Annotated in this window: 11 protein-coding genes; 3 read left to right on the top strand and 8 right to left on the bottom strand. The window is 42.2% G+C overall.

The window, feature by feature from the left end; all coding sequences use genetic code 11:
* The first annotated feature begins 262 nt into the window (after positions 1 to 262).
* Positions 263 to 1,504, top strand: a complete 1,242-nt coding sequence (locus FLL46_RS12135; RefSeq protein ID WP_142893791.1) for an efflux RND transporter periplasmic adaptor subunit — start codon at positions 263 to 265, stop codon at positions 1,502 to 1,504.
* Complete coding sequence (locus FLL46_RS12130; RefSeq protein ID WP_142893790.1) at positions 1,501 to 4,638, top strand: efflux RND transporter permease subunit; 3,138 nt, start codon at positions 1,501 to 1,503, stop codon at positions 4,636 to 4,638. Before FLL46_RS12135 ends, FLL46_RS12130 begins: the two co-directional genes overlap by 4 nt.
* 76 nt (positions 4,639 to 4,714) lie before the next feature.
* Here the strand turns inward: FLL46_RS12130 and FLL46_RS12125 are convergent, their stop codons facing one another.
* The 5 genes from FLL46_RS12125 to FLL46_RS12105 form a co-directional block, all read right to left on the bottom strand.
* On the bottom strand, positions 4,715 to 5,170 hold the full coding sequence (locus tag FLL46_RS12125) for a GNAT family N-acetyltransferase (RefSeq protein WP_142893789.1): 456 nt from the start codon (positions 5,168 to 5,170) through the stop codon (positions 4,715 to 4,717).
* Between the two features lie 233 nt (positions 5,171 to 5,403).
* Positions 5,404 to 7,617, bottom strand: a complete 2,214-nt coding sequence (locus tag FLL46_RS12120) for a TonB-dependent receptor plug domain-containing protein (protein ID WP_168204142.1) — start codon at positions 7,615 to 7,617, stop codon at positions 5,404 to 5,406.
* 251 nt (positions 7,618 to 7,868) lie between these two features.
* A complete protein-coding gene (locus tag FLL46_RS12115; RefSeq protein ID WP_142893787.1) occupies positions 7,869 to 10,835 on the bottom strand; it encodes a S8 family serine peptidase in 2,967 nt (988 codons plus the stop codon).
* Positions 10,836 to 11,440: 605 nt separating this feature from the next.
* On the bottom strand, positions 11,441 to 13,078 hold the full coding sequence (locus tag FLL46_RS12110; protein ID WP_142893786.1) for a YfiR/HmsC family protein: 1,638 nt from the start codon (positions 13,076 to 13,078) through the stop codon (positions 11,441 to 11,443).
* Between the two features lie 319 nt (positions 13,079 to 13,397).
* The gene (locus tag FLL46_RS12105; RefSeq protein ID WP_142893785.1) at positions 13,398 to 16,031 is read right to left on the bottom strand and encodes a GEVED domain-containing protein; all 2,634 of its coding nucleotides are present in this window, start codon (positions 16,029 to 16,031) and stop codon (positions 13,398 to 13,400) included.
* A 1,072-nt stretch (positions 16,032 to 17,103) separates the two neighbouring features.
* Here FLL46_RS12105 and FLL46_RS12100 point away from each other — a divergent pair.
* Positions 17,104 to 20,091, top strand: coding sequence for a TonB-dependent receptor (locus FLL46_RS12100; RefSeq protein WP_142893784.1), 2,988 nt, complete (start codon positions 17,104 to 17,106; stop codon positions 20,089 to 20,091).
* A 137-nt stretch (positions 20,092 to 20,228) separates the two neighbouring features.
* On the opposite strand, the gene FLL46_RS27400 is transcribed toward FLL46_RS12100, so the two are convergent.
* From FLL46_RS27400 to FLL46_RS12085, 3 genes are all read right to left on the bottom strand, one after another.
* Positions 20,229 to 24,047: a collagenase gene (locus FLL46_RS27400; RefSeq protein WP_142893783.1), complete on the bottom strand. Its 3,819-nt coding sequence runs from the start codon at positions 24,045 to 24,047 to the stop codon at positions 20,229 to 20,231.
* Between the two features lie 709 nt (positions 24,048 to 24,756).
* A complete protein-coding gene (locus tag FLL46_RS12090; protein ID WP_142893782.1) occupies positions 24,757 to 25,332 on the bottom strand; it encodes a HutD/Ves family protein in 576 nt (191 codons plus the stop codon).
* A 64-nt stretch (positions 25,333 to 25,396) separates the two neighbouring features.
* Positions 25,397 to 25,747, bottom strand: coding sequence for a RidA family protein (locus FLL46_RS12085; protein WP_142894189.1), 351 nt, complete (start codon positions 25,745 to 25,747; stop codon positions 25,397 to 25,399).
* Positions 25,748 to 25,981 lie beyond the last annotated feature (234 nt).

Here is a 25,981-nt window from a genome sequence, read left to right as displayed (position 1 = left end):
CTATGCCGAAATTTGTTCATTTAACTTTGGTCAACATCATCGATGAAAAAAATTGACTAAAAAATATATTTTTAATATTTTATTTCGTTAACTGAATGGCGCCTTTTATTTGCGCTAATTGTAAGGGGATATTTCAAATACCCCACACTCCCCGCCCTGTCTGGCTTCCCGCACAGTTTTAAGTTTTTAATTCAATGCAAACAAAATTGTTCTGTATTACGTCTTAAGAACTAATATTTGCAAATAATCCATGAGTGATCACATGAAAGGAATAATAATTAAGGTCGTCGCACCCATTGCAATTGTTCTCGTTGGCTTCGGCGCCGTCAAGTTACTAGAAGCCAGCAAACCCCAACCGGAAAAGAAAACTGAAGCCATCAGACCTGTTAGCGTGTATGTCGAACGTGCGAAACAGTCAAATGTACCTTTACTGGTTTCTACTCAAGGAGAAGTTAGAGCGCGCACTGAGGTAGCTCTGGTTGCACAGGTTGCCGGGCGTATAAAGTCAATATCCTCAGAATTTACGGAAGGTGGTATTGTCACTTCAGGTATTGCACTGATTAGCATTGAAGATACCGATTACAAACTTGCCCTTTCCCAGGCACAGGCGGCTGTCGCCGCCGCCGAAGTTGAACTTCAGGAAGCATTAGCTACAGCAGATGTCGCGCGAAAACAATTGATTAATCCCGCAAAAGCCTCCCCGCTCGCACTAAAAAAACCGCAAGTCGCGCAAGCTCGGGCAAGACTTGAAGCGGCCCGCGCTTCTTTATCTTTGGCCGAACTCAACCTTGCACGAACCCAAATCTCGTTACCCTTTAATGGACGCGTTATTGAAAAAAGCGTCGACATTGGGCAGTACGTCACGCCAGGGACTTCTTTAGGTCGGGCCTTTTCCACTAACATCGTTGAAGTTCGTGTTCCACTGGACGATGATGAATTAGCCTCTCTGGACCTTCCCATAGGTTTTATTGCCGACGGCAAAGACCCACTAATTGTCAACCTGAGTGCATTGGTTGCCGGAAAAATGCAATATTGGCAAGGCGAATTAGTTCGGCTTGATGCGTCAGTCGATAGCCAGACCCGCTCCGTGTATGGCCAGGTTGAAGTTCGTTCTCCTTACGATGAAAACGTGTCGCAAAATAACATGCCACTTGCCGTCGGGTTGTATGTGAAAGCGGAAATCCAGGGTCGCAAAATCAACAATGCAACGGTCATACCGAGAGACGCTTTAAGAGCTGGCAATAATGTTTTCGTTATCGACTCAGAAGAACGCCTTGATATTCGTCAGGTAAAAGTTGCCCATAGTTCACCGACAATGGCGATCATCGACTCCGGCGTTCAGCCAGACGAGAGAGTCATCGTATCATCTATTCGAAACCCGATACCAGGCATGCGTATTTCCGCGCTGGAAAATTCACCTGCAAACACTGTGAAAAAAAACGACAAGAAAAAGAATGAAAAAACTGACACCAAAGCAGTCGCAATTGCAGGTGGTCTAGAATGAAAAAGTTAATTAACTGGTGGGCAAACAACTCCGTCGCTTCAAATCTTTTAATGGTAGGTATTGTGCTCGCCGGAATACTCGGATTTTTAGCCATGGAGCGCGAGACGTTTCCTTCCTTTAAGCCTAGCCAGGTTAGAATTGAATTCGTTTGGCCCGGCGCCGCTCCACAAGAAGTTGAAGAACAGATCATTGTTCGCGTCGAAGAAGCATTAAGCAATCTAGACAACGTCTATCGCATTTATTCCACCGCGACCGAAAACTACGGCGAAATCGAAATCGTTACCTATCCAGATGTTGATCTGGACGAGTTCCTTAACGAAATCAAAGGTATCGTTGATTCTGTCAACGCTCTCCCCCGCGACATGGAAAATCCCAGAGTAAGTCGTGTTATTTACCGTCAGGAAGTATTAAGAGTTGCAGTTCATGGCGAACTCGATGAAAGAACTTTGAAAAACTTAGCCGAGGATCTAAGGGATGAAGTTGCAGCCCTTCCCTATGTATCTATCGTCAACCTGTTCGGTACTCGGCGTGAAGAAGTCACCATCGAGGTATCAGAAGATTCTCTGAGAAAATTTGGTTTGAGTTTCGCCGATGTTGCCGACGCCATTCGAAAAAGTTCAATTAATATTTCGTCGGGTCGAATAAGAACCGAGACCGGCGACGTTTTGCTCAGAGCGAGAAACCTGGCCAATTCAGAAAGGCAATTCAAAGAAATTATCGTCCGTCAAAGTGAAAACGGTGCAATCGTACAATTAGATGATGTGGCATCGGTTATTGATGGATTTGAAGACGAAGAAATTCTAGCGACGCTGAATGGTGAGCCGGCCGTTTTGATTCAAATTATGTCAACTGACAATATGCAGATCGTCAAGCTTAGCGATACCGTTCGCGAATGGATGGACAAAAAACAAAAAGCACTACCTGAAGGCGTGAGTTTGTCGATTTGGCTAGACCAGGCCAACACCTACAAGTCGCGTATGAATACTATCAGTAGTTCTGCCACGGTCGGACTGTTCCTCGTGTTTTTGGTGCTTTTCTTATCACTGCGCCCCAAAGTAGCCGTTTGGGTAACCGTGGGTATTGCCGTTGCGTTTATGGGAACTTTTGCCATGCTTCCGGCGAACGATGTTTCGCTGAATATTTTGTCAACCTTTGCATTTTTATTAGTGCTCGGCATCGTGGTTGACGATGCCATTGTAGTCGGTGAAAGTATTTATGAACACAGCCATAAGTTTGACGGCGTTGAAGCATCAGTTCAAGGCGCAATGGCGGTTTCTAAACCGGTTATCTTTGCAGTATTAACCACTATAGTCGCATTCGCCCCCTGGTTCTTTTTGACCGGCGAAGACGCCCAAGCGACGAGACAGTTATCAATTGTTATCACCGCCGCACTAACGATTTCCATTATCGAAGCCTTCCTGATATTACCCGCACATTTGCGACAGCTAAAGCACCGAGAAACTTTAAATTGGTTTGCGCAATTACAAAAAAATATTGCCCAGAGCATCGTTAAATTTTCCCACAGTACTTATCGTCGCTGGGTAAAATCCGCAGTAACCCATCGTTATGTTACCAGTAGTATTTTCCTGGTTTCGTTTATGGTGAGTTTCGGTATTTATAATAACGGTTGGGTAAAGTTTAATTTTATGCCAGAAGTGGAAGCGGAAATAATTTATCTAAACGTCACTTTACCAACCGGCACACCGTACAAACGAGCGCTGGAAATACTTGACCAATTACAAAAAGCGGAGCTCAAGTTAATTGACGAAGTCGAATCTCGCGCTAAGTCAGAAGGCGGAACCGGCAAGCTAATTCAAGGTTGGTACACACGCTCACGACGTGACAGTGTGATTGCCATCATTAGTTTAGCACCACCAGAAGTCAGGGACTTGTCCGCCAAAGAAGCCGCGACAAGATTGCGAGAACTAGTTGGCGATGTCCCTGACGCAGACGAAATTGAAATTAACTACACCATGAATAATTCGACGCCTCGCGTGAGTTTTGTACTGAAACATCACGACCTGGCAATGTTGCAAGCGGCCGCTAATGATCTCAAAGCTAAACTTTATGAGTATGAAGGAACGTTTTATGTTCGCGATAATATGCGCGGCGAAACTTTTGAGCTTTTGATTAAATTATTGCCGGGCGCAGAAAAGCTAGGAGTCGATCTGGCGACAGTTTCGCAGCAAGTTAGACAAGCCTACTATGGTGAAGAAGTACAGCGTTTACCGCGAGAAAATGGCGACGTCAGAGTGATGGTACGCTACCCGAAAGAATCTCGTTATAACCTGGAAAGCTTGAACAATTTTAGAGTTCGTTTACCAGACGGAAGAGAGATCCCTTTATTATCGATTGTCGAAGTTGAAGTCGCAGCCGGAGTCCGACGTATTCAACGCCAGGATAACGAGAGAGTCGTTAGAGTAACCGCCGATGTAACCAGCGATGTGATGAGTGACATCAACAAAGATGTGGTCGATAATTTCTTACCGGAGCTGGCGATAAAATACCCCGAACTTGTCGTTAACCATAGTGGGCAAGCCCGAGCCGAAGCCGAATTCCTCAACGAACTTCGCTCACTCTATTTTATTGCGCTGTTTATCATGTACGCGTTAATCGCCGTCGCTTTTAAATCCTATTTTTTGCCACTTCTTATCATGACGGCCATTCCTTTTGGATTTATGGGAGCGGTCTACGGCCATTTAACCTTCGGAATTTCCATGGCAATGTTTTCTTTCTTTGGTATTGGTGCCGCCGCCGGGGTTGTCGTCAACGATAATCTGGTGCTAGTGGATTATATTGAGAAACTTCGCGCCAAAGGCTATTCGGCAATTGACGCAGTGATAGAGGCCGGTGTAGCCAGGTTTAGACCGATCATGCTGACGACAGTAACCACATTCGTCGGGCTAATTCCGATTATGATGGAGCGTTCAACCGACGCTCAGTTTCTAAAACCTGCGGTACTGGCACTAGCCTTCGGCGTGACATTTGCGCTATTTGTTACTGTGTTTTTAGTTCCGTCTTTGTATTGTGTTGGCGATGATATTACTAACTTGAGCCGAAGATTTTGGCACTTTATCAAGGAACAGTTCGGCGTTAAAAATACAGAGTACGTGAATAAGTCCAAAACATCATAAGAAAAAGATCAATAAAAATAAACTCGACAGGGACAAGTTATCGCTCATCAAACGACTGGCTTTGAGACAGAAATCCTCAAAGCTTTTTCGTCATAAACACACTATTGGGATCTTCGCGATAATCAGCAAACGGACCGCAATAATCAAAACCATACTTTTCGTAAAGTTTTCTGGCTCGATTAAATGCATCCATTGAACCCGTTTCCAAACTCAATTGTTGATAACCTCGATGTTTCGCTTCAGCCAACAGATGCTCAAGAATAATATTCGCAATTCCCTTCCCTTGATGGCGATAGGTTACCCGCATGGATTTGATTTCAGCGTGTCGCCCATTCATTTCATTTAACGCACCGCAGCCTAATAGTTCTCCATTTTCCCAAATACTCCAAAAGGTAATTTCCGGCTGCCTTAACCCATGAAGATCGAGTGCATGAATACTCTCTTTGGGAGAATGTAAATGCATTTCTTCCATATGTTCAGTTAAAAGTTCGGCAATTTCGCGACCGCTTAAATCATCAATTTTAATTTTCATAGTGTTTAATTTTTAAAACATTTAATTTTCAAAACATTTGGTTTTCTTCAATTGCACTTATTTGGAACGAACTCAATATAAGCCGCACTCAAAATGTGCAAAGTGATAGTTTTACTCAGCTGGCAATAACCTCAAACAGCACGTGAACACTGGTGAGATTATTTTTTGTCTAAATTTTTAACTTTACAACTCCAAAAATAATGCCAACTTTTGTGAAGCTGCTCCTCACTGCATCATTTCATTTGATAACTAAGAAAAAAGTACCATGCCCTTTTGGGTTGAGGAATAAGAGGATTTGCAAAGCCCTGACTTCGAGAACTAAAATCATCACCAGCGTGATTTTCGACGAGATGTGCCTGAAAATTATCTTTATCGAGTAAATTCTTAATTTTGAGCCCAGCTCTCCAGTTACTATGTTTAAATTGCACTGCGGTTGAAAGGTCGAAGACACTGGGCGCTTTGTCGCCTCTCAGGCGAAAAGAATGTCCAAATAAAAATTTCTGTTTAGCATCATAACTTGCTCGAACATTGACGCTCCAATTATCATTCAATACAAAGGTGCTGCCTAAACGGATTTTATGGGGAGCGCTTCCTCCGACATCAACAGTTCGAAACTCATCAATTCCTAATGAGGAAAGGACGTTGAGAGCCACCGTTGAATCAGTATATGTGTAATAAAGGTAACCGCTTAATTTCTCGAGAAAACTCAGACCTGGCTGCCATTGATATCGCCCTCGATATTCTAAGCCTATCGTTTCATGTTCAACCACTTGGCCCTGACGTACACTATTATCGTATCTGGCTTGATATAAGGAGGCATCGTGCTGCCAGTTCTTATGTTCAAATTGCCAGATTAACTCCAGATTTTTAGTTTCTTCAGGACGCCGCTCTGGATCGGCATTACGATCACTAAATCCGCCAAAAAGAATTAATGCTGACGGCTCTAAAAACGCTTCCTGGTAAGAAAGTTTTACTCGTGACTTTTCACTCAAATTATAAATTAGTGACAACCTGGGGTTAAAGCTGCTGCCATAGATACTATTTTTGTCAAAACGTCCCCCGAGGTGATAACGAAAATTGTCGGTGTTTATAATCGATTGAAAATACACGCCGTAATCATCGGTGGTTTGTAAATTGTCAGAGGGCATTTCCTTATCCGGGAACGGGACCAAACTATAGGTAAGGTTCGAACTGTGAAAAATAGCCGCTCCCAAACCCAACGGTCCCAACTCAGTGTTTGGCACGGTAGAACTAAAGGCGCCATAGTAGCCCGGAATATCATAAGCTTTGGTTAACTCTTTTCGCTCGAATTTTATTCCACCATTTATCGTTATATCTGTACTTAATTGATACTCAAAATCTTCTTTTAAAAGTGTACTATGGCTGTAAGTATTCCATCGTGTGTAACTGATAAGAGATTGAGTTTCATCTGGTGTCACAAAATCGGGCAATGCCTCTGCCCAATTTCCCCAGATTCTACTTTTACGGTATAACAACAAACTAGTTAAGCTTAATTCATCGTTAACAAGCGTTTCGTTTTCCAGAAAAATCTGATTCGAATTATTTCGCCAATACACATTATTCTGTATTCGATCTGCCGCGTAAGTCGGCCCATATCCCTCTTTCGTTTGCCAACTATGAACCGACAGACGAGTGTTGCCGTAGCCTAACTTCGCTATGACTCCCCAGTCCTCAGTTGGATCCGCGTAATGCCCTAGCGAAAGACCATCTTGCCTGACATCTAATAGCGGCCCCCAAACTCGGCGATCACTATAAAGCTCATTAGATAGAAATCCCCAACGACTTGAAAAGTCGGGCTCATCGCTTTCAAATGAACGCGCTGAAATCGAGTAGTACAACTCCTCTTCTCGTCCCATCGCACTAAGTTCGATTGATTTTGTCGAATACTCTCCCGAGTAGCCATGCACGCTCACCTTGTGGTCGCCAATGTCCAGAGACTTACCATCATTGGTAATTACATTAACCACTGCCGCCAGCGCGTTCGGACCATGAACCGCCGAGCCAGGCCCATACATAATCTCAATTTGTTTAATATTTGAGAGTGGGTATTGACGACTAAATACAGGAGATAAGTCCCAAAGCGTATTTTCAACAACGCCATCAACCATAAACAAAGTCGACGGCAAACTTGTGTGGCCTCGAGCCTGAACAATGGTATACAAAGAGCCATTTACAAAACGAACATCAAATCCCGGTAAATCAGCTAATACTTCGGCGAGATCATTATATCCCCGCTCAGCAATCTCATTTTGGGTGACAATTATCATGGCTGCGGGGGCATTTTTTACTGACTCTTCGATACCTGATGCTGTTTTTACTCGTACAAATAAAAGCTCTTCCAGGCTTAAATCAAACAGCTCATAAGGAGACTCTGGAGATGCGATTAAGGGTGATAGAGCGACTAAAAGTATTAAAGTGCGTAGCATATATAAATCCATTTATGCAGATTATGACCACTAGAATACAAACCTAGTACAATCCCGAGATTTGCACAAACTTGTTGGTCATATTCTCGCTCTTTTAGTTAAGAAGTTATTCAACTGTCACCAAAAAATACCGTCTCTATAACATGCAGTGTTTGTCAAAAATTGCCGCAACTGATAATCGGCAATCTCTGACAAAACGCAATATTTCACTAGCACGTTACTAAAACACTCATCTCATAAAATAACCGACTTCAACATGGTTCAACGAGCTCCCATGGCCCCCAAGGTCCGCCTGTTCCCGGTTCGTTTCCTTTAGTCCACCATTTACTTCGATAGATAAAATTATTGTGAGAAACTTCTATACCGGCGGCTGAATAGGTTTGTGAAGCACTCCAGGCAGCAACGCCATCGCAATCATTCGCCACAGGCTTCTTCAACGTCAGCGTAATTTGTTCGCTGGCCTGGCCGCCTTCGTTATCGGTGGTAATCACTTTTATCGTGTGATTCCCATAATCACCCGGTAACCAACTCACTGAACTACCACTGACTAAATCGCTTCCATTAACCGAAAACTGAACGCTCAAAATACTTCCGTCAGAATCTGTCGCTGAAGCGGTTAAAGTGATCGCAGTCAGGTTTTCTTGTTCAATAATCTGGCCATTGGTATGCGAGGTAATACTGACGCTGGGTAGTTGGTTGACATCTTGTTGGATGGTCAACGTAATTTGTTTTTCCGCCGTTGCTCCATCATTATCTGTAGCAACAACTTTAATTGTGTAACTACCATAATTGGCAGGTAACCAGTCCACGGAACTGCCTTCAGCGAGCGCTGTTCCATTAACTGAAAATTGCACACTGGTAACACTACCATTACTATCAGAAGCCGACGCGATTAATCTAATCACGCTCAAATTTTCTTGTTCGATTACCTGCCCATCAGAGTGAGAAGTAATATTGACCGTTGGCGCGACGTTACCGCTACAAGCTCCTTTTTTCTGCCAGATACTAGATTTACCCGGAATATCATCACCATCAACATACCATTTATTACGATAGATGAATCCTTTGAAAGCCACTTCTGCGCCGCCTTGATAAGCAATATCCTGCCAAGGCAAAATGGTGCCACATGGCGTAAAAGTCGTGTGAAACTCAACCGAACTATAATCCGAATAGACACCATTGTTTGCCGACCTAACCTCAAAGCGATAACTTGTGTCAGGAACCAGATCTTCCGCTTCTTTTTGCGTAAAAGTCGTCACGGGAATCACTGACCATTGAGTTTCATCGGACTTTTTAAATCTAATTTCATAATCAATAGCGCCGAAGACTTTTATCCAATTCAATTCGGCTTCAGCTTCTCCGACATTGCTCACAGAAAAATTGGCCGGCGCATCAAGACTGGTTACGCCCGCAGTAAAAGACGATTCAAAAGAATAACGTGAAGTACCAGTATTGCTGATCGCCCTTACCTGTACGATATATTTTTCACCTTCAGCTAATCCGTTAATTTGTTTGGATGTTGTATTTGAAGAAACAGTAATCCAATTAGATGTTTCTGCCGGTTTATATCTAATTTCAAAATTGCTGGCATTGGTTAACGATGTCCAGCTGAGATCAGCACTGCTCGTAGTGATATTACTTGTTCTCACTGCGAGCGGCATATCTCTGTTTTGCCCAGACACAAGCGCTTTATAGGCATTCACTCTGCCTGAGCCTAGCAAGTCTTTATATTCCGGGTTTAAAAAGTCAATTGGGTCGGTAGTTTTTTCTATGATAGTTCTCAGGTCTGCCGAAGTCAGGCTGCCAAAATTATTAGAAACAACCAAAGCGGCTAATCCTGAGACATGGGGAGTGGCCATCGAAGTTCCCCAAGAAAAACCATATCGATTATCTTTTGTTGTACTGAGCGTAGACATAGTAAGACCTTCCCCAGCCGGCGCCGCTACATCAGCGTTAGCGTGATAATTAGAATAAGAGGCTCTCTTATCGCGATTAGAAGTTGCAACCACCGAAACCACCGGCTCATAAGCACCAGGGTGCTGATTAGATTCAGCGTCGTCATTTCCTGTAGCAAAAAAAACGATTCCTCCATCCATGGCCTGTTCATTACCGCCAGCGTTAGCGATAAAATAATCAATCGCGGCATTGATTGCCGATTGGCCATTACTAGAACCGCCTCCCCAGCTATTTTGCGAAATAACCGCCCCATTATCCGCGGCATAAACAAACGATTCCGGGATACGATTAGCACCAACACCACTCGGCCCAAATATCGCGCAACTCATTAATCGAACGCCGTCGTTATTTCCCGTCCCACCGGCAATACCTGCAACACCAATTCCATTATTAGTTTCCGCGGCAATTGTTCCGGCCACGTGGGTACCATGTCCGCCGGCAATAATTACTCCGTTGTCATCGTTAAAATTGTATCCGTTAACATCATCAACAAATCCATTGTTATCATCGTCAATTCCATTACCAGCAATTTCGCCCGAGTTGACCCACATATTACCGGCTAAATCTTCGTGGTCGACTTGAATACCTGTATCATGAACAGCAACTATTACCCTTGGATCACCGGTTTCAATCGCCCAGGCATCTTGAGCTCGAATATCACTCCCCGGCGTGCCACCTGATTGTCCGGTATTGTGATAATGCCATTGTTCTGGATATCTAGGATCGTTTGGTGCGCCATCAAATGACAAGGGATCCAAAAATTCCAAATCCATTTTGGAAATTGACGGTGGTGTATCTATATTTTCATTCCAGCCATCACTAATACGCGCTTCATACACCGCGTTCGCAACTTCAATCACAGAGATTTGTTGGTAACTATCCACCACCGTATTCACTTCATAGGCAGGATCGAATGTAATTCGATACCACAAATGCAATCCATGGGCTCGGTGCCGGGCCTCATACTTACCGCCCGGCCTGAAAATTCTTTCCATTGAGTTAACTTTGAATTGTTGGTTTCTTTTGTCTATTTCATTAATGCCGGTTGAAACGTAACCATACTCTCCAACGGTAAATTGACGTGCATTGTTGTTTTTTTGTTTAGCCATCAAATCGAGTGCGCGGGTTTGTTTCTCCGAAAATTTGACATTGACAACGCCCACATATTGATTCCATTGATTAAGACTTTGCTGCGCGAATAATTTACTCGCGAAAGTCACAAAAATTAAAGACCATAAAATAAATAGAACTTGCTTTTTCATTGTTATCACCTTCCGGTTAGAAGAGGTTAAAGAAGGTGGATATATTTTGATTTATTCTTATTAACGGCAATACCAATCAAATTTCGCGCTACGTCTTTTTGACAATTTTTTTATTATCTTTCGGAAATTCAGTATAGTATTTCTTTTTACTGGCAATAAAAAACATGCGCTCTAAATTGTAAATCTGCTAAAATATTTTTGAAAAAATCTCAGCCAATAATTTCAGTAAAAAATAGTTTTCAATCGAATTTTACGCAACAAAAAAGCCGAACAACTAATTTATTGCACACCAGAAAACTTGTTCACCATCTCTTTCAGGGCCTAAACAGCCGCCACATCTATTACAAACAAAAAACCAGAAGTCCACTAAAAATTTAACAACTGATTAGTTGAGCCGAATTTATCATATTTTGACAAGCTTTCTTTCAACACTCGAAAGTGCCGTGCATTTTCTTCGAAAATTTGTTGGAAGTGTTTGTTAAAACCAATAGGCTTTTATAAGGAAAAACAAGCAAAGCTTTTAACTGGATAATGTTAACCTTGTTTCTATCGGTTACTGATAACTGTAAAGCAAAGTCTGGAGGCAAAGCTTTCGAATACAAGCTTCACTTGTAAACGAACTTTTCAATGACAGGCTCATGGTTAATATCATCTGAAAAAGTAACGACACGGTTTCGACCACTACTTTTCGCTTTGTAAAGCGCTTTATCTGCACGAACAATCGATTGTTCAATATCGGTGTCTTCAATATTGACCGGGCTTAATCCGATGCTCACGGTAACGCGTAATGAAATGCTATCGCTGGCAATTTCACGTTCGGAAACCCGTTTACACAATCGCACCGCTATTTCAGTTGCCTGGTTGATATCACAATCCATCAACATCATGGCATATTCTTCGCCACCCAGGCGCCCGACGATATCATATTCTCGCATACTCGCTTTTAGAATATCCGCGACAACCCGAATAACCTGATCTCCCAAAGGGTGACCATAGGTATCATTAACATTTTTAAAATGATCAATATCGATCATCATCAATACCGAGTGGCTATGGGTACGTTTTTCTCGCAGTAGTTCTTTTTGTGCAGCTTCAAAAAAATAACGACGATTGTATAAATTGGTTAAACCATCAGTCGTCGCTAGCTCGTATAGTTTGGAGTTCAGCTGCTTTAGTTCATTGTTTGCTTTTCTTCGCAGTCGATTAGTTTTTAACAGAAAATAAATCATGATGAAAAAAACCAAAGATACAAATAAAATGACTTTCATCCAACCTTGTTGTTCAACGATGGTCTCGTCTCGGCTTTCAATGGTTTTTTTTTGTTTGGTAATTCTTACTTGTTGTTGAACTAAAACTTGCTGGTTCAAGTCAATATTAGATTGTAGCATCGCTACTTCCGACTCCTTTTCACGGACTTCCTGGAGCCTTTGCGCCATAAGTTTTTTTTGATTAGCGATATCTTGCTCGTTTTTTTTAATCTCTTCCACTGAGTCTTTAATTTCCTTTTCTAATTGAGTGAGTTGTGCCTGATTCTCTTCTAGCAAAAGATTATTTTTAGATAGTTTTTGTTTTTCAAAGTCTAGTAGTCTTGTACTTTCCTTGAGTTTTTGATCAAGAACGCCTAACTCTTTCTCTTTTTCTCCTACTTCAGCGACAAGCTCTTTTAATCTCGAATCTCTATGTTTAAGCTCATCGCTCAAATCCTCTCTGGTGCCTGCAAAATCCAGCAGGTTTGCGGAAATGAAAAAGCCTCGTTGGGAAATATTTTCTCGATTTAATTTTATCTTGACTCTATCTCGATCGGTTACCAGGTTGATCAATTGTTCTTGCGAACCAACTCTTCCGTCTACGATAATGAGTGCTTTATTAAATTGGGAAAATATTTGTTTATTCAATGAGCGTTTGTTACGCGCAATGTAGATTATTGAATAACGGTCCGACAGAATTGATAAGTCATCAATACGTTCAATCTGAAAAGCTTTACCTCGAACTCTGGTTAACTTCCTTTGTTCAAATGCTTCGACTAACCCTCGTTCATGGCCAACAATACCGATAACAAAATGCGGCAGTGACTGTTCGTCCGGCCATCTGATTTGTTTAACCACTTCGATTGTGTAATGGACTTTGGTTTCGGTTAAGTTTAATTCTGCTTCTTGGCTATTGGCAGGAAAAATCAAAAGGCAGTTAATGACAAATAAATTTGCCAGGATAATAACTCGTAGAATTAGCCGAGTATGTTTCATAACTCGATAAGTATAGTTGCTGCCGTCCTATTAAAGTATATATCTATAAATGAGATTAAAACACTGATTTGTCGTTATTTTGTACTAATTCAAGTTAAAAATAAGCAAACAGTCGGTGAGAAGCGTAAAAAGACATACCAAAAGGCTGAGAATAAAGGTATAGAGGGAGCTGACCGTCAGTCAAAATATATCGTCATGACAATTAATGCCATGACGATAGAAAGGAATTACTTTGATGTTTTTATCCAACAATCAACTCGATTTGTATTCGGCTACCAACCCGACTTCAGGTTGGTAGTCATTCTAATCAGCGTCGAATTTAAAATATCTCGACATTGACTTCAATCCAGGCATTAGCGGTATCTTCTGCACCACCTTTTGCCGTCGGAGTGATACGGAATCCACTCCAAGGATCGGTGAAACTTTTGCCAATAGCTAACTCAGCATCAGTCTCATCTTCAAGCGCCCAATTTGCGGTACTCTGTGAATTTGGCGTCATGTCCAATAGCGCTGATCGGTGATTCCAGAATGACGGCAATGATTCATTTTCCATATAACCTTGAATATTGACCAACACACCATTTTTAGTGCGCGCATTGTAGCGATCATTTGTAGTTCTATATTCAAGCCAATAAGTATATAAACCGTTACCGGATTTTAAACGAATACCAATATTGCCCGGGGCGTTGGTGCCACTCGCAGTTCCATGGTCAAAAGCATAAATACGATAAGTCCCTGAAGATGTTATCACCGGCACGTCGCTGTCTTTGACCCAGTCTTTGAAGTAACTCTTAAACATCAGGTTATATTCTTCAAGGGTGTGTGCCCCCATGCCCATCATGGCGTGAACATTACCATAGTTAGTAATAGTGTCATTACCCGAGTTAATGATGCTATTTCCACCTTCAACGGACATTGAGTGACGAAGACCTAGTGCATGTCCCATTTCATGAGCGATGGTTCCCGCCTTGTAGGTATAGATTTCCATTAACGGTGGTCCAGCTTGTGAATTGATATAGTTAGTTGCCTCTGTACCAATCGGCGGAGCTGCCACCATAATTATCGTCGCCTCACCTGGAAAACTCGGATCAGTACCTGCTTCAATAAGTTTTTCTTTATAGGTAGGATTCCATAAACTCTTATCATTATCATATTTCGATTTAGGATCGCTGATGTAAATTGCGGGCTTAATTTCCCAGGTCACATTGAAGTTGCCATAAGATTGCTCATCATAATACTGCTTGGTCTTTTGCATTTCTTCATTGATCTGCGCGGTAGTCCACTCCAACGGCGTCCCATTGAAATTGAATGGGTAGATCAAAACATTAACGGAGTTATATTGGTACCCGGTATTACCTGGATCAGAAGCACCTGGGGTCGCCCGACATTCTGTTGCATTTAAATCAGCAACGATCGTAGCGCCTTTGAACAGACCTCTTAAGGTCGAATTGGTCCAATACTCTGTCGGGTTGTTGATAATGACGCACTCGGTATTACCAACATGTTTGGAGCGAACACTGTCATCACCAGGTTTTGGCCAGCCTCCGCCATTTCGAGCTTCTAACGTGAGATTACCTAAACCATGAGCCGTGGTAATCGCAATACTCGTTGGATTGTTGACACCTGCAATACTAAAGCTGGTAAATTGAGAAGTGCTTTTCACACAAACCGGCACGCCATCAGTCAAACTCGTTTCTGTCGTCGGCTCTGAAGTCGCACACATATCCGGCATATCTGTCGGCGGCGGTGGATTGGTTGAATCGCCAATAGTCACAGTATAATCTTCAACTTCACCGTAACTGAAATTTTCACAAGGTCCAGTAACCGCTGCGTTATATTTCATCGAAACGCGCATTCGCGTGGTTACATCCGATGCTGAGGCCGGAACATTTAATGTCGCTGTAACTGCGGCGTTACCACTTAATGTTCCAGTTAATTTCTCACCTGAATCGGCAAAATCACCGTCCTTATTAAAATCAATCCAGACCGCCCAGTGCTCGGTATAGGCGCTATTATTGAAACCAGGCGTCAGGGTGATCGTATTCGCACCAACTTTCAAGTTTGCCGTCTTGTTGGTAAAGTCAGTGTAAGGCGTTGCGCCTGAAGAAGTATTATTCAGATTAGCAACTTTAACGCCGGCTATCCATTCGTAAGTGCCTCCTCCAGAGCTTGTACAATAGTTACCTGGTGGTGGTGTGGTACCGTCGGTAATCGTTGCGGTGGTGGTGGTAGTTCCAGTTGCACCGTCATCATCTGTCACCGTCAGCGTGACGGTGTAAGTACCAGCCGTGTTGTAAACATGATTTGGATTAGGAGAATTGCTGGTTGACCCGTCACCAAAATTCCAGAGCCACGATACAATATTACCGTCACTATCTGATGAGTCGTTACTACTCATAGCAACACCAACTCCTTTTTCCGCGGAATAAGGTCCGTCTGTTCGTGCAACCGGCGCAACATTAGGCGTACCACCAGAAAATGAAACCGTGTAATCTTCAACTTCACCTGATGTCAGTCCGCCACATGGACCAGGCACCGCTTGATTGTATTTCATTAACACGCGCATACGCGTAGTGCCCGAAGCATTGGTTGGCACAGTGATTGTCCCGTTAACCGAAGAACTTCCACTCCCGGTCATCACCTTCTCGCCCGCATCGCTAAAATCTTCGTCCTTGTTAAAATCAATATATACCGCCCAATGCTCGATATATGAATTATTAACGAATCCCGGGGTTAAGGTGACAGCATTAGCGCCTACCGCTAAATTAGCAGTGAGCGACGTATAGTCGGTGTATGCGGAAAGACCACTCGATGCATTATCGAGATCCGCAACTTTCACATTGGCAATATACTCATAGTTACCTCCTCCGCTAGCCGTGCAATAGGCGGCATTAGCCATTGGCGAAGCCAATATTAATGCCGCAAGCAGTGATAATTTTGAAAATAATTTCATATTTTCCTCCTACCTTGTGTATTTTGTGTTTTATTGTTTTGATTACTTATTTTTCATCTCACCTCTCGACGACTTACACTTTATGGTTTTGCTTAACTGCCCAAATTTTGTACAGAAAAATGAGATAACTATGTGTAACATAAATGTAATATTGCGTTCAATATTTATGCTTTTGCATGCAATAACTACTTGTTCTTAGGTTACCCGCTGTTCACTTTATAAAACATGATCAATAAACATATTGGGCATCTGACTTCTTTTAAATTAAGTTCAATGGACTCATTTCTCGATTAAATAAAGGACTTTATCGCTGCAAATTTTTAGGCGTAATTTCGATGTTTATTTGTTTTTTTTATTTTGGGGAGGTTAAAACTTTGAGGTTTCTTTTGAAATCTTGAATACGCAATAAATTCGATGTAACAGCGCCAGAAAATCACGTTTAAAAGGTGAGCTTGATGTCTCACTTTAGTTGGACCTTCAATTCTTCAAGGTCCATTTTTAGCTTTTCGTTTCTATTTATCAACACTTACTAAGGAGAGTTTTTAGGAGATATTCGGCAAGGTATCTTATTTGAATTTTAGCATCTTAATTTTACCGATGACCGCCTCTTTCACTTTAACTTGCACGTGCATAAGTTGGGCCAGGCAACACTGAAGCGCGCCTGAATTCAAGCGATTTAAATCTGGCTTTTATTGCCTGAGAATAGTGATTCTAACCTGGCAAAATTCGATTTTTAATGATGGCGTTCATCAATTTGTAATAAAGCCAATTGAAAGCCTGCAAAAGCGCTCACATGTCGACAAAAGAACTCACCTAAAAAAAGACAACCTTTCATTTAATTCCGTTCAGAAGCTTAGCCATAGAACCAAAACTGACACGGTTCAAATTACTTAAAATTATATCTCAGATATATCTACGATTTAACCGATATGGTAGTTTAAGAACTATAAAATATCCGTTTACTGACAATATTTTGCAGAAAAATTGGATTTATCAAATCCCTGATGTCGCAAAAGCATACAACACAATTAACCAAAAATATATGTAAAAACAATAGCTTGGGGAGATATTAATGAAGAAAATAGCTAAACGGCTGATAACTTTGGGCTTGTCTTTGTGCGCCGTGAAGATTATGGCGGCAGACACCGGCGGAGAAATCCGAGGTCAGGTTGAATCAAACTATGGAAAAGAGATTGCTAACGCCGTAGTCACCGTCACCCATAAAACCAAAGGAACGACTCGTACAATTTCAACAAACGCGACAGGAAACTACGTGTTGCGCAACTTACCTGTCGGTGAATATTCAATTGTTGTATCGGCCGATGGTTACGAAAGTGATAACAATACGATCAAAATTGTTGTTGGTAATCCAGCCATTATTGAGACCACTTTAGGCAGCCAGACTACCGATGGTAAAGTGATTCGAGTGGTCGGCTCGGTGATCAAAAAACTGGATATGGCGGAGACGACTGCCGGTCGCGCATTTGACTTTCAGGAAATGGAATTAATGCCCGTTAACGCTAATTTTGAATCATTAATATTAATGACTTCGGGAACTGTTGAAAATGGTGCACCCGTTGCTTTCAATGGCGCTTCTTCTATCGGTGGTGCATCCTCAGCGGAAAACGGATTTTATTTAAATGGAATTAATATCACCCAGATCCAATCAGGTCTCGGCGCTTTTGATATGCCGTTTGAAGCGATTGCGCAAACCAATGTTCAAACCAGCGGTGTCACCGCAGAATTTGGCGGCGCTCTCGGTGGGATCATTAATTCAGTTTCAAAAACCGGTGATAACTATTTTAAATTCGGTGCCGAAGTCCGATATGATCCCAGCTTTGGTTATACCGCACACGACTCTGTTCGACTAAAAAGCACGCCAGAAACATACAGTATCAACAACGAAAGAGATGCATCTAAGTATCAAGAATTCAATGTCTGGGCAAGTGGCCCAATTATGGAGGACAGAGCTTTTTTCTACGTGCTCTACAATCCAATTCAAGACAACGACGAGTGGGCAACGAATGCCGTTTTCGTTTCAAGAGAAAGAAAATCAGACCGCTGGTTTGTGAACACTGAGTGGTTTATTACCGATAACCACTCAGTTAAATTAACGGCTTTTAATACCCAACGAGACGAAACTCGAGTCACGCAAAATTATGATGCTTTAACGGATCAAATTCTACCACTTCAACCCGGTTCAGATGGAAAGTCCTTTTCCCAACTGGGCGGAAATTTTGTTGGACTAACCTATCACGGAGAACTAAGTGATCATTTTTCAATGGACGTTGTCTGGGGAAGAACAGAAGAAGAAGAAGTTCCTATTCCCGCAAATGATTTACCTGCAGTGCAAGATTGCAGCACTGGCAATTGTGTAACTTATAGCACCCACAGTGACAGCGCACTTGAGCCACAAGAATTCACCCGCGATCAATTTCGAGCAGACTTTCAGCTCGATTTAGAAAACCATAATATTTCCTTTGGTATTGATCAATACGAAATTGATGTATTGGTTAATAACCGTCAAAATGGCGTAGCAGTCGGTGATCTGAATGCTGTTGATGCGAGCGCGGCAACCGGCTGGTGGAGCTATGGTTTTGCAGGGGTCGGCAGTATCGGCGCATCAGCGGTTAACGATGGTCTTGCTGATGGAACAGAATTTATTCGGCGTCGCATTAGAAATCGCTTTTCAGATTCTATCGTCAGCTCTAAAGCATATTACGTTCAAGATTCATGGCAAGCGTCCAACGAGCTAACTATTAACCTGGGAGTTCGATTTGTTGATTTTGAAAATACGGTTTCCAGTGGAGAAGCTTACGCAGATCTCGATGGTAATGTTGCACCTCGCTTAGCCGCAATCTGGGATATTGGCGCTCAAGGTGAACATAAAATTCACGCGTCATTTGGCCGCTACTTTCAGCCTGTTGCGGCAAGGATGAATATTACCCAGGGAAGTTCAGCTTTCGAGTATTTTGATTATTACGAAAATCCGACGCCCGGCGAAAGGCCAGTCCTTTTGCCTGATGGTTCGCCAACTCGAGGCAACACGCTCATCCCCCGCTTTTATCGACAAAACGGTATTACTGATCCAAACCTGATAGCGTCTAAAAATCTCAAAGCGATGTTTTCTGAGCAATTCTCTATTGGTTACGGCACAGAAATAAATGGATTCGAATTCAGTGCCACGGCAATTTTTAATGAACTAAAACGATCTGTGGAAGACACCGACTATGGCCCAATTTTAGACATCAAGTTAGCCGAGCTAGGAATCGTTAATAACACAGGTCAAAGCAGTTTTTATGTTTTGTCTAATCCTGGCGAAGAAATAGAACTGGCGTATGATTTTGACGGCGACGGTACTGTCGATAATATAACTTTAACTCAAGAAGATCACTTATTGCCAAAAGCCGAACGAAAATATACTGCCTTTGATTTTGTCCTGAGCGGTCCGTTAACGGAAGACTTTAATATTTACGCTGCTTATACCTGGTCGCATAGTCGAGGAAATACAGAAGGACTGGTTAAAACAACCAATGGACAAGCCGATCCCGGTTGGACGTCTGACTACGACTATGGCGAATCTCTCGATTTCGCCAATGGCGATTTACCAAACGACCGCCGACACTCAGTTAAATTTTCCGGGCTATACCATCTAAATGACAGCATGACTATCGGCGTTGCTTATCGAGGGGCGTCCGGCAGACCACTCAATAAATTAACACCGCATCCATTAGGGGTTGACGGGTGCGCGCCCACCAGCCCTTGGGCAGATTGTCAAAGCCGGAGTTATGTCGGCGCATTCTACGATGCTGACGGCAATCCAGCTCCGCGCGGTACAGCGGGTCGACTAGACTGGACGCATAATTTTGATTTGTCTTTCAACTACCGAAACGACGATATTCTTGACGGATTATTATTGAAAGCAACACTTTACAATGTGTTTGCTGCTGACACAGCGATTGATGTTCGCGAATGGACCACGCCGAGAGAAGACTATGGAATTGCAGAAACGCTACAACGAGCGAGGTTTTTATCGCTGACTGCGCGGATTGAATTTTAATTAATCGCAATATTTTTGCGTTGAGAAATCGATTTTAAGTTCCTTCGATTTGGCAAATAAAAAACCACTTTATATCAAAATAAAGTGGTTTCTCGCTCAAAAGGTGCGACATTTACAACCGCACCTGTATTGAGTTTTTACTGTCGACAAGCTGCCGTATCATAATCAACCACTATGGAAGCTCCACCAGTGGATCCAGATACTTTAATCAACCCCCAATGGTTAGTTCCACCGGTAACATAAATACATTCGGTGTTACCTGCATTAGATGAACTACCATCATTGTTTGAACCGTTTGGCCAGCTTGAGTTACTGTACTCAATATCCAGATTTCCGGCGCCATGGCTGGTGGTAATTGCAATGCTGTTGTGATCATTAACATCTGGAACCGACAACCAGATAACCGATTGATCTCCTAAACAGGCAGCATCGCCGGCAGTCAGTTGACCAGAAGTAATCGCAGACTCAGTGGCACACGCGTCAGGTACAGACGATACAGAACCGCTGGTAATTGTTACTGTTGCAGTATCAGTTGCCTGAGCTCCCTGATTGTCAGTTACCGTTAATGTCACCGTATAGGTTCCAGCGGCTGCGTAACTGTGGCTTGGATTCGCTGAAGTTGAAACTGCGCTGTTATCACCAAAGTCCCAACTGTAACTTGCGATACTTCCATCAGAATCCACCGAACCGTTACTGCTGAAATTTACCGCCGCATTAACCAGTTCGTTGTAAGGACCATTGGCATTTGCAGTCGGCGCCTGGTTACCGGCACTTGCGATAGAAACAGTATAGTCTTCCACTTCACCTGAACCGATGCTTCCGCAAGGCGAATTGACAGCTGCATTATATTTCATTGAAACTCGCATACGCGTGGTTACACCAGCGGCTGATGAAGGAATATTCAATGTTGCGGCAACCGCGGTTCTACTTTTCAAACCATTCACCAGTTGTTCGCCAGCGTCTTCAAAATCACCATCTTGATTGAAGTCTATCCAAACAGACCAATACTCATCATAGCTACTACCATTTTTGAAGCCCGGAGTGAATGTTGCCGCGTTATCACCAACTACCAGGTTCGCTGTTTTGCTGGTGAAATCAGTATATTCTGCGGCGCCGGATGAAGCGTTATCAAGACCACCGACAGCCACATTGGCAATCCATTCATAGGTGCCGCCACCGGTGCTTGAACAATAACTGACAACATCGTCGGTAATCGTCGCCGTGGTTGACGATGGCGTTGATTTTTTACCGAGGTTATCCGTTACCGTTAATGTCACCGTGTAAGTATTCGCTGACGTGTAGGTGTGGCTTGGGTTAGCATCGGTACTGGACGAACCGTCGCCGAAGTCCCAAAGATAACTGGCAATAGAACCATCGCTGTCTGACGAACCATTACTACTAAAACTGACGCTCGCATTGGTCTTGCCCGTGTAAGCACCATTAGCATTTGCAATAGGCGCCTGGTTGCCAGTAGCAGAAGAAATAACCACTGTATAATCTTCTACTTCACCATAACGATGATCAGTACAAAGTGTTGCAGCATTTTTATACTGTAACGCCACTCGCATTCTTGTCGTCACATTAAGACCTGCCGGCACATTAATGTTGCCATTAATCGTTGCACCGGTAATCGATTCACTAAACACCTGCTCATTAGCATCGGCGAAATCACCGTCACGGTTATAGTCAATCCATACCACCCAATGTTCCGAAGTATTAGTCGCATTAGTCGTTAATGTCAGCCTGTTAGCAGCACCGGCAGTCAATGACATTTGCGTTGCAGTGAAGTCACTATAACCACCATTCTCTTTACCAGAGGTATGATTGTTACCTGCTACGTTAACGCTGGTAATCCATTCATAATTTTGATCAGTGGCTTTTTGTTCACAGTAATTTAATTGACCGTTAGTCGGATCATTCGGGAAAGGATCAGAGTTATCGCCAATGCCATCACCGTCAGTATCTTTAGTTTCAGACGCATCGTTAGGAAAAGCATCTGCGTTATCGCCTACACCGTCGCCATCGCTGTCTTTGGTTTCAGTCGGATCATTAGGGAAGGCGTCTTCTGAATCAGGCACACCATCGCCGTCACTATCAACATTGTTGTTTCCACCGCCAACAAGATCTTCATCGACGATATAAGCATTGTCTGCTCCGCTTAACGACGCAATACCAACACAAGAATTGTTATCTCTTAGTATTGCCATGCGATCATATTGAGACCAGATATTATCTTCAGTATAAGTTTGGCCGTTTTCTAATCTTGCGTATTCGCTCGTACTATATTCTCCGGTGTACATGCTTACCCAGTATACTTTTACCGGTACATCCGTGGTGTTAGTGATCGACACTTTCGATTTAGTGCTAGAACGGAAATAAGGACGCTTCAAATCACAACTACCAATTTTATTTGCGTCAGGTAATACATCAGCCACAATATTTTGTACCAGACTTTCACCAATGCTGTACGTGTTAGCACCTGTTTTTAACACTGCCACACCAATACATTCTCTATTGTCACTGAGTAAAACAATGCGGTCACCTTCGCTCCAGTTATCATTGTTGTAGCTTTGGCCACTGATTAGTCTTGCTTGCTCACTGCTGTAGAGCGGTTCACCGCTTTCAAGATCGATCCAGTAAACACGTACCGGGACGTTAGTCGTATTAGTGATAGATACAGACGCTTTACCAGCATTGTCAGGACGGAAATAAGCGTGATTCAATGTACAACTACCAATTTGATTGGCGTCTGGTAAAGTTTCAACGATAACGTCCTTCACCATGTTTTGATCAACGGTAAAATTACCAGCCGAACCTTTGATAACACCAACGCCCAAACAGTCTCGATAATCGCTCATTATCAAAACTCGGTCACCGTCTCGCCAGAATTCATTATTGTAACTTTGCCCCGGCTCTAATCGCGAAATTTGACTGCTAAGTTTGCCAGAGTAGTTGTTTACCCAAAATATACGAACAGGTTTGTTGGAACTATTAGTCACACTCAATGAAGCGTAATCTGTTGTGATCAAATCTTTGACATAAACTTGTTGTAAATCACAGCTACCGAAAGTATTCGTCGGTGGTAGTGTTGCAGCCGGAGGCGCAGCTTTTGCTTCTGTGATTGAAAGCACATAGGCTTCATAGCCATTGCCGATGCGGTCGATAACACCGTTTACTGTATCGTAGTAGGCATTTTTATCCCCTGCTCTCGCCGCAGAAATAACTAAGTTATATTCATTGGGATGTTTCTCGACCATATACCTTGTGGCATAGTAACTCCATCGGTATAAATTTGGATGTGTGTAATTAGCAAACATGATGTTGTAAAAAGGAGGAACCTCTTCCCCTTTTACTTCTGCAAGGGTACGCGGGTGATCTTCACCAAACATAATGTACTCAGAAAGACCTTCGTTAAGTCCTGCAACAAGATTGTAATATCCAAATCCTCCGTACAAGTTGTAGCGGCCATTCAGATAGTGAGCATATTCATGTTCAAGGTTATAAACTTTTCCTTTGTAAGCGCAAGAGTACGGCACCCAACTATCTTCACAGATATAGGCGTAAAACTTCGCGATATTACCAACCTTTGAAGGATCGCCTTCGATGAATATTCCGCCGTTATTAGTCGAGATACCGAAGAGTTCGTTACCATATTTTTCGTAATCAGCGAGTGTATGGAAAATAAAAATTTCTAGCATCTCCGTTTTGTCGCTTGGTAGCGGCGAACCTTGAGAATTAAAAAGTTGGTGGAACTTTGTATCAGCAACAGACATTTCACTACAGCTAGTTGAAAGTTGTTGTTCAGTAACACCTGTCTGCGCGCGAATACTGACTTCTTCGTTACAGGTTTTGGAAACCGTAAAAATTTCATCGACTGTAGCAGCGAATAAATTTTGGGATATGAATAAGACAAAAATAGAAAAAAACCGCAGAACAAAACTGGCAGTTCTCGACATAACCAAACCTCCTGATTAACTATATTAGAGTGAAAAAACGCGAATAAAATTGCGGATTAACACATTATTTTTTTCAGGCAATTTTGTTTAGAATATTGTTATTTAAGAGTTAAAATTGCCGTTCGGCAATATTATTAAAATGAGTAGGTATAATTATTATTTTGAATAATTTTAGATTTTACTTAATTAAAATTACTAGCTCGGTATCTTTTATTTCAACCGTTAATAATGATAAAACCGTTCTGCTTTTTAACAACATAGCCTTAGTCACCCAATCACCAAATAAATATTATCGCACACGATAAAACATATAATGCATACAATATCAACTTTTGACGAAAGCGAGCTCAGCCTAGCAAAAAGCCCTGAAGCTGTAAACGCTTGAGATGTTTAAAAAACAACCAGAAATAAAAAGGTGGTTTGGCTATTGATCTTAGAAAATTGATAAAAGTTTTGTTTTAACGCGTAAAAACCTGAGCTTCGCGAAATTATATTAGCTAAATATCTCAATTTGTATAATCTATGAAGTTAATATTTTTGTCATTTATTGATGTTAATATTCACAGTTTTTAAAAATGCTATGCATTGCTAATTTTTTGATAGCGTTATGTTTAACTTACTCTTCTTCAGGTTGACCGACTTTCTATTTGGAAGGATGTAGAATCAAGACGATATCATTACCTGTAAATAATATTTTCCAGCTTTTTATCTAGCGTCGATTAATGTAAACAATAATCAAATCTTGGCCGGCTACCGAATAACCTGACTCACCATCACTCAACAATTGTACCAGGTCGCCTGAGGCAACTTGCCTATGTGCTGAATGATTGGTTGAGTATATTTCCAGACTTGTGCTTAATCCATAAATAAAACAAAGCTGCGAATTTCTTATGGTGACCTGATGTATACCTCGATAAGTTTCCACAGAACCAGAAAAACTTTCTGTTTTAGTCATTAAGTTAAAATCTGTGATCGGGCCGGAGATTAATTCTGCAGTCGTTTTACTAGCGCCGTCAAAAGTTGAAAACGTCAATAACTTTTCCAACCGATCAACTTGCTGTTCATTGTGATGAAGCACTATTCCATTTCCTTCGATAAGAACCAGATTCCTGTTGTATCCGGCGAAGTCAGAAAACGCACCATCTTCATCAACCGTTGCGATGCTCAGCCGCCAGTCAAAATCAGCTAACGAACCACCTTCATTAATAGCTAATTCCAGAGTAGAACCTTTACCGTTCTTCCACGGAATTTTCTTGAATGATTTTTTTCGGATTATTTTAATCATTAAGTATGCACTTTTCAGGGATTGATGATAAAAGATAGCAAATCATAAAATGGCAGGCAGAAAATCAGATTTCTGCCGCCACCACAGATATTTCTACCAGCAAAGCTTCGCGAGCCATGTTCGCAGTCACACAAGCTCTCGCCGGTGCATGCCCTTCTGGAACCCAGTTGTCCCATACTTCATTCATCTCCGCAAAGTACTTCATATCTTTAATATAAATTGTCGCTGATAGCAGGTGTTGGCGATCACTTCCAGCCTGCTCTAATAAAGCATCCACCTTGTCCAACATGGTTTGAGTTTGCTCCTTAATCCCCTGAGTGGCGTCGGCGCAAACTTGTCCACATAAGTAAATAACCCCGTTATGTTTAACGATTCTGCTCATGCGTTGTTTAGTTTCAAGTCTCTCGATTGACATCATTATCTCTTAGTAATTGATTAGCATTGATATTTGGGTTCACCTTATAACATTCAAGTTTATGGCAGGCAAGCCCGCTGGTGTAAACGTCTCAATCGGTTCTTAATAATCACCTCAGATATTCTTAAAAAAGCCACCCTCCGCAATTTTGAGACCATCACAGTTTTGATCATTTTTGCACCAATTCTGTTTATTTACCCAGCAGAAATAAAATTGGACAATCATTTAATCATA

The organism is Aliikangiella coralliicola (genome assembly GCF_007004725.1).
Taxonomy (GTDB): Bacteria; Pseudomonadota; Gammaproteobacteria; order Enterobacterales; family Kangiellaceae; genus Aliikangiella; species Aliikangiella coralliicola.
Note: the sequence above shows the minus strand (reverse complement) of the source record. Positions and strands in the feature narration are given on the sequence as shown.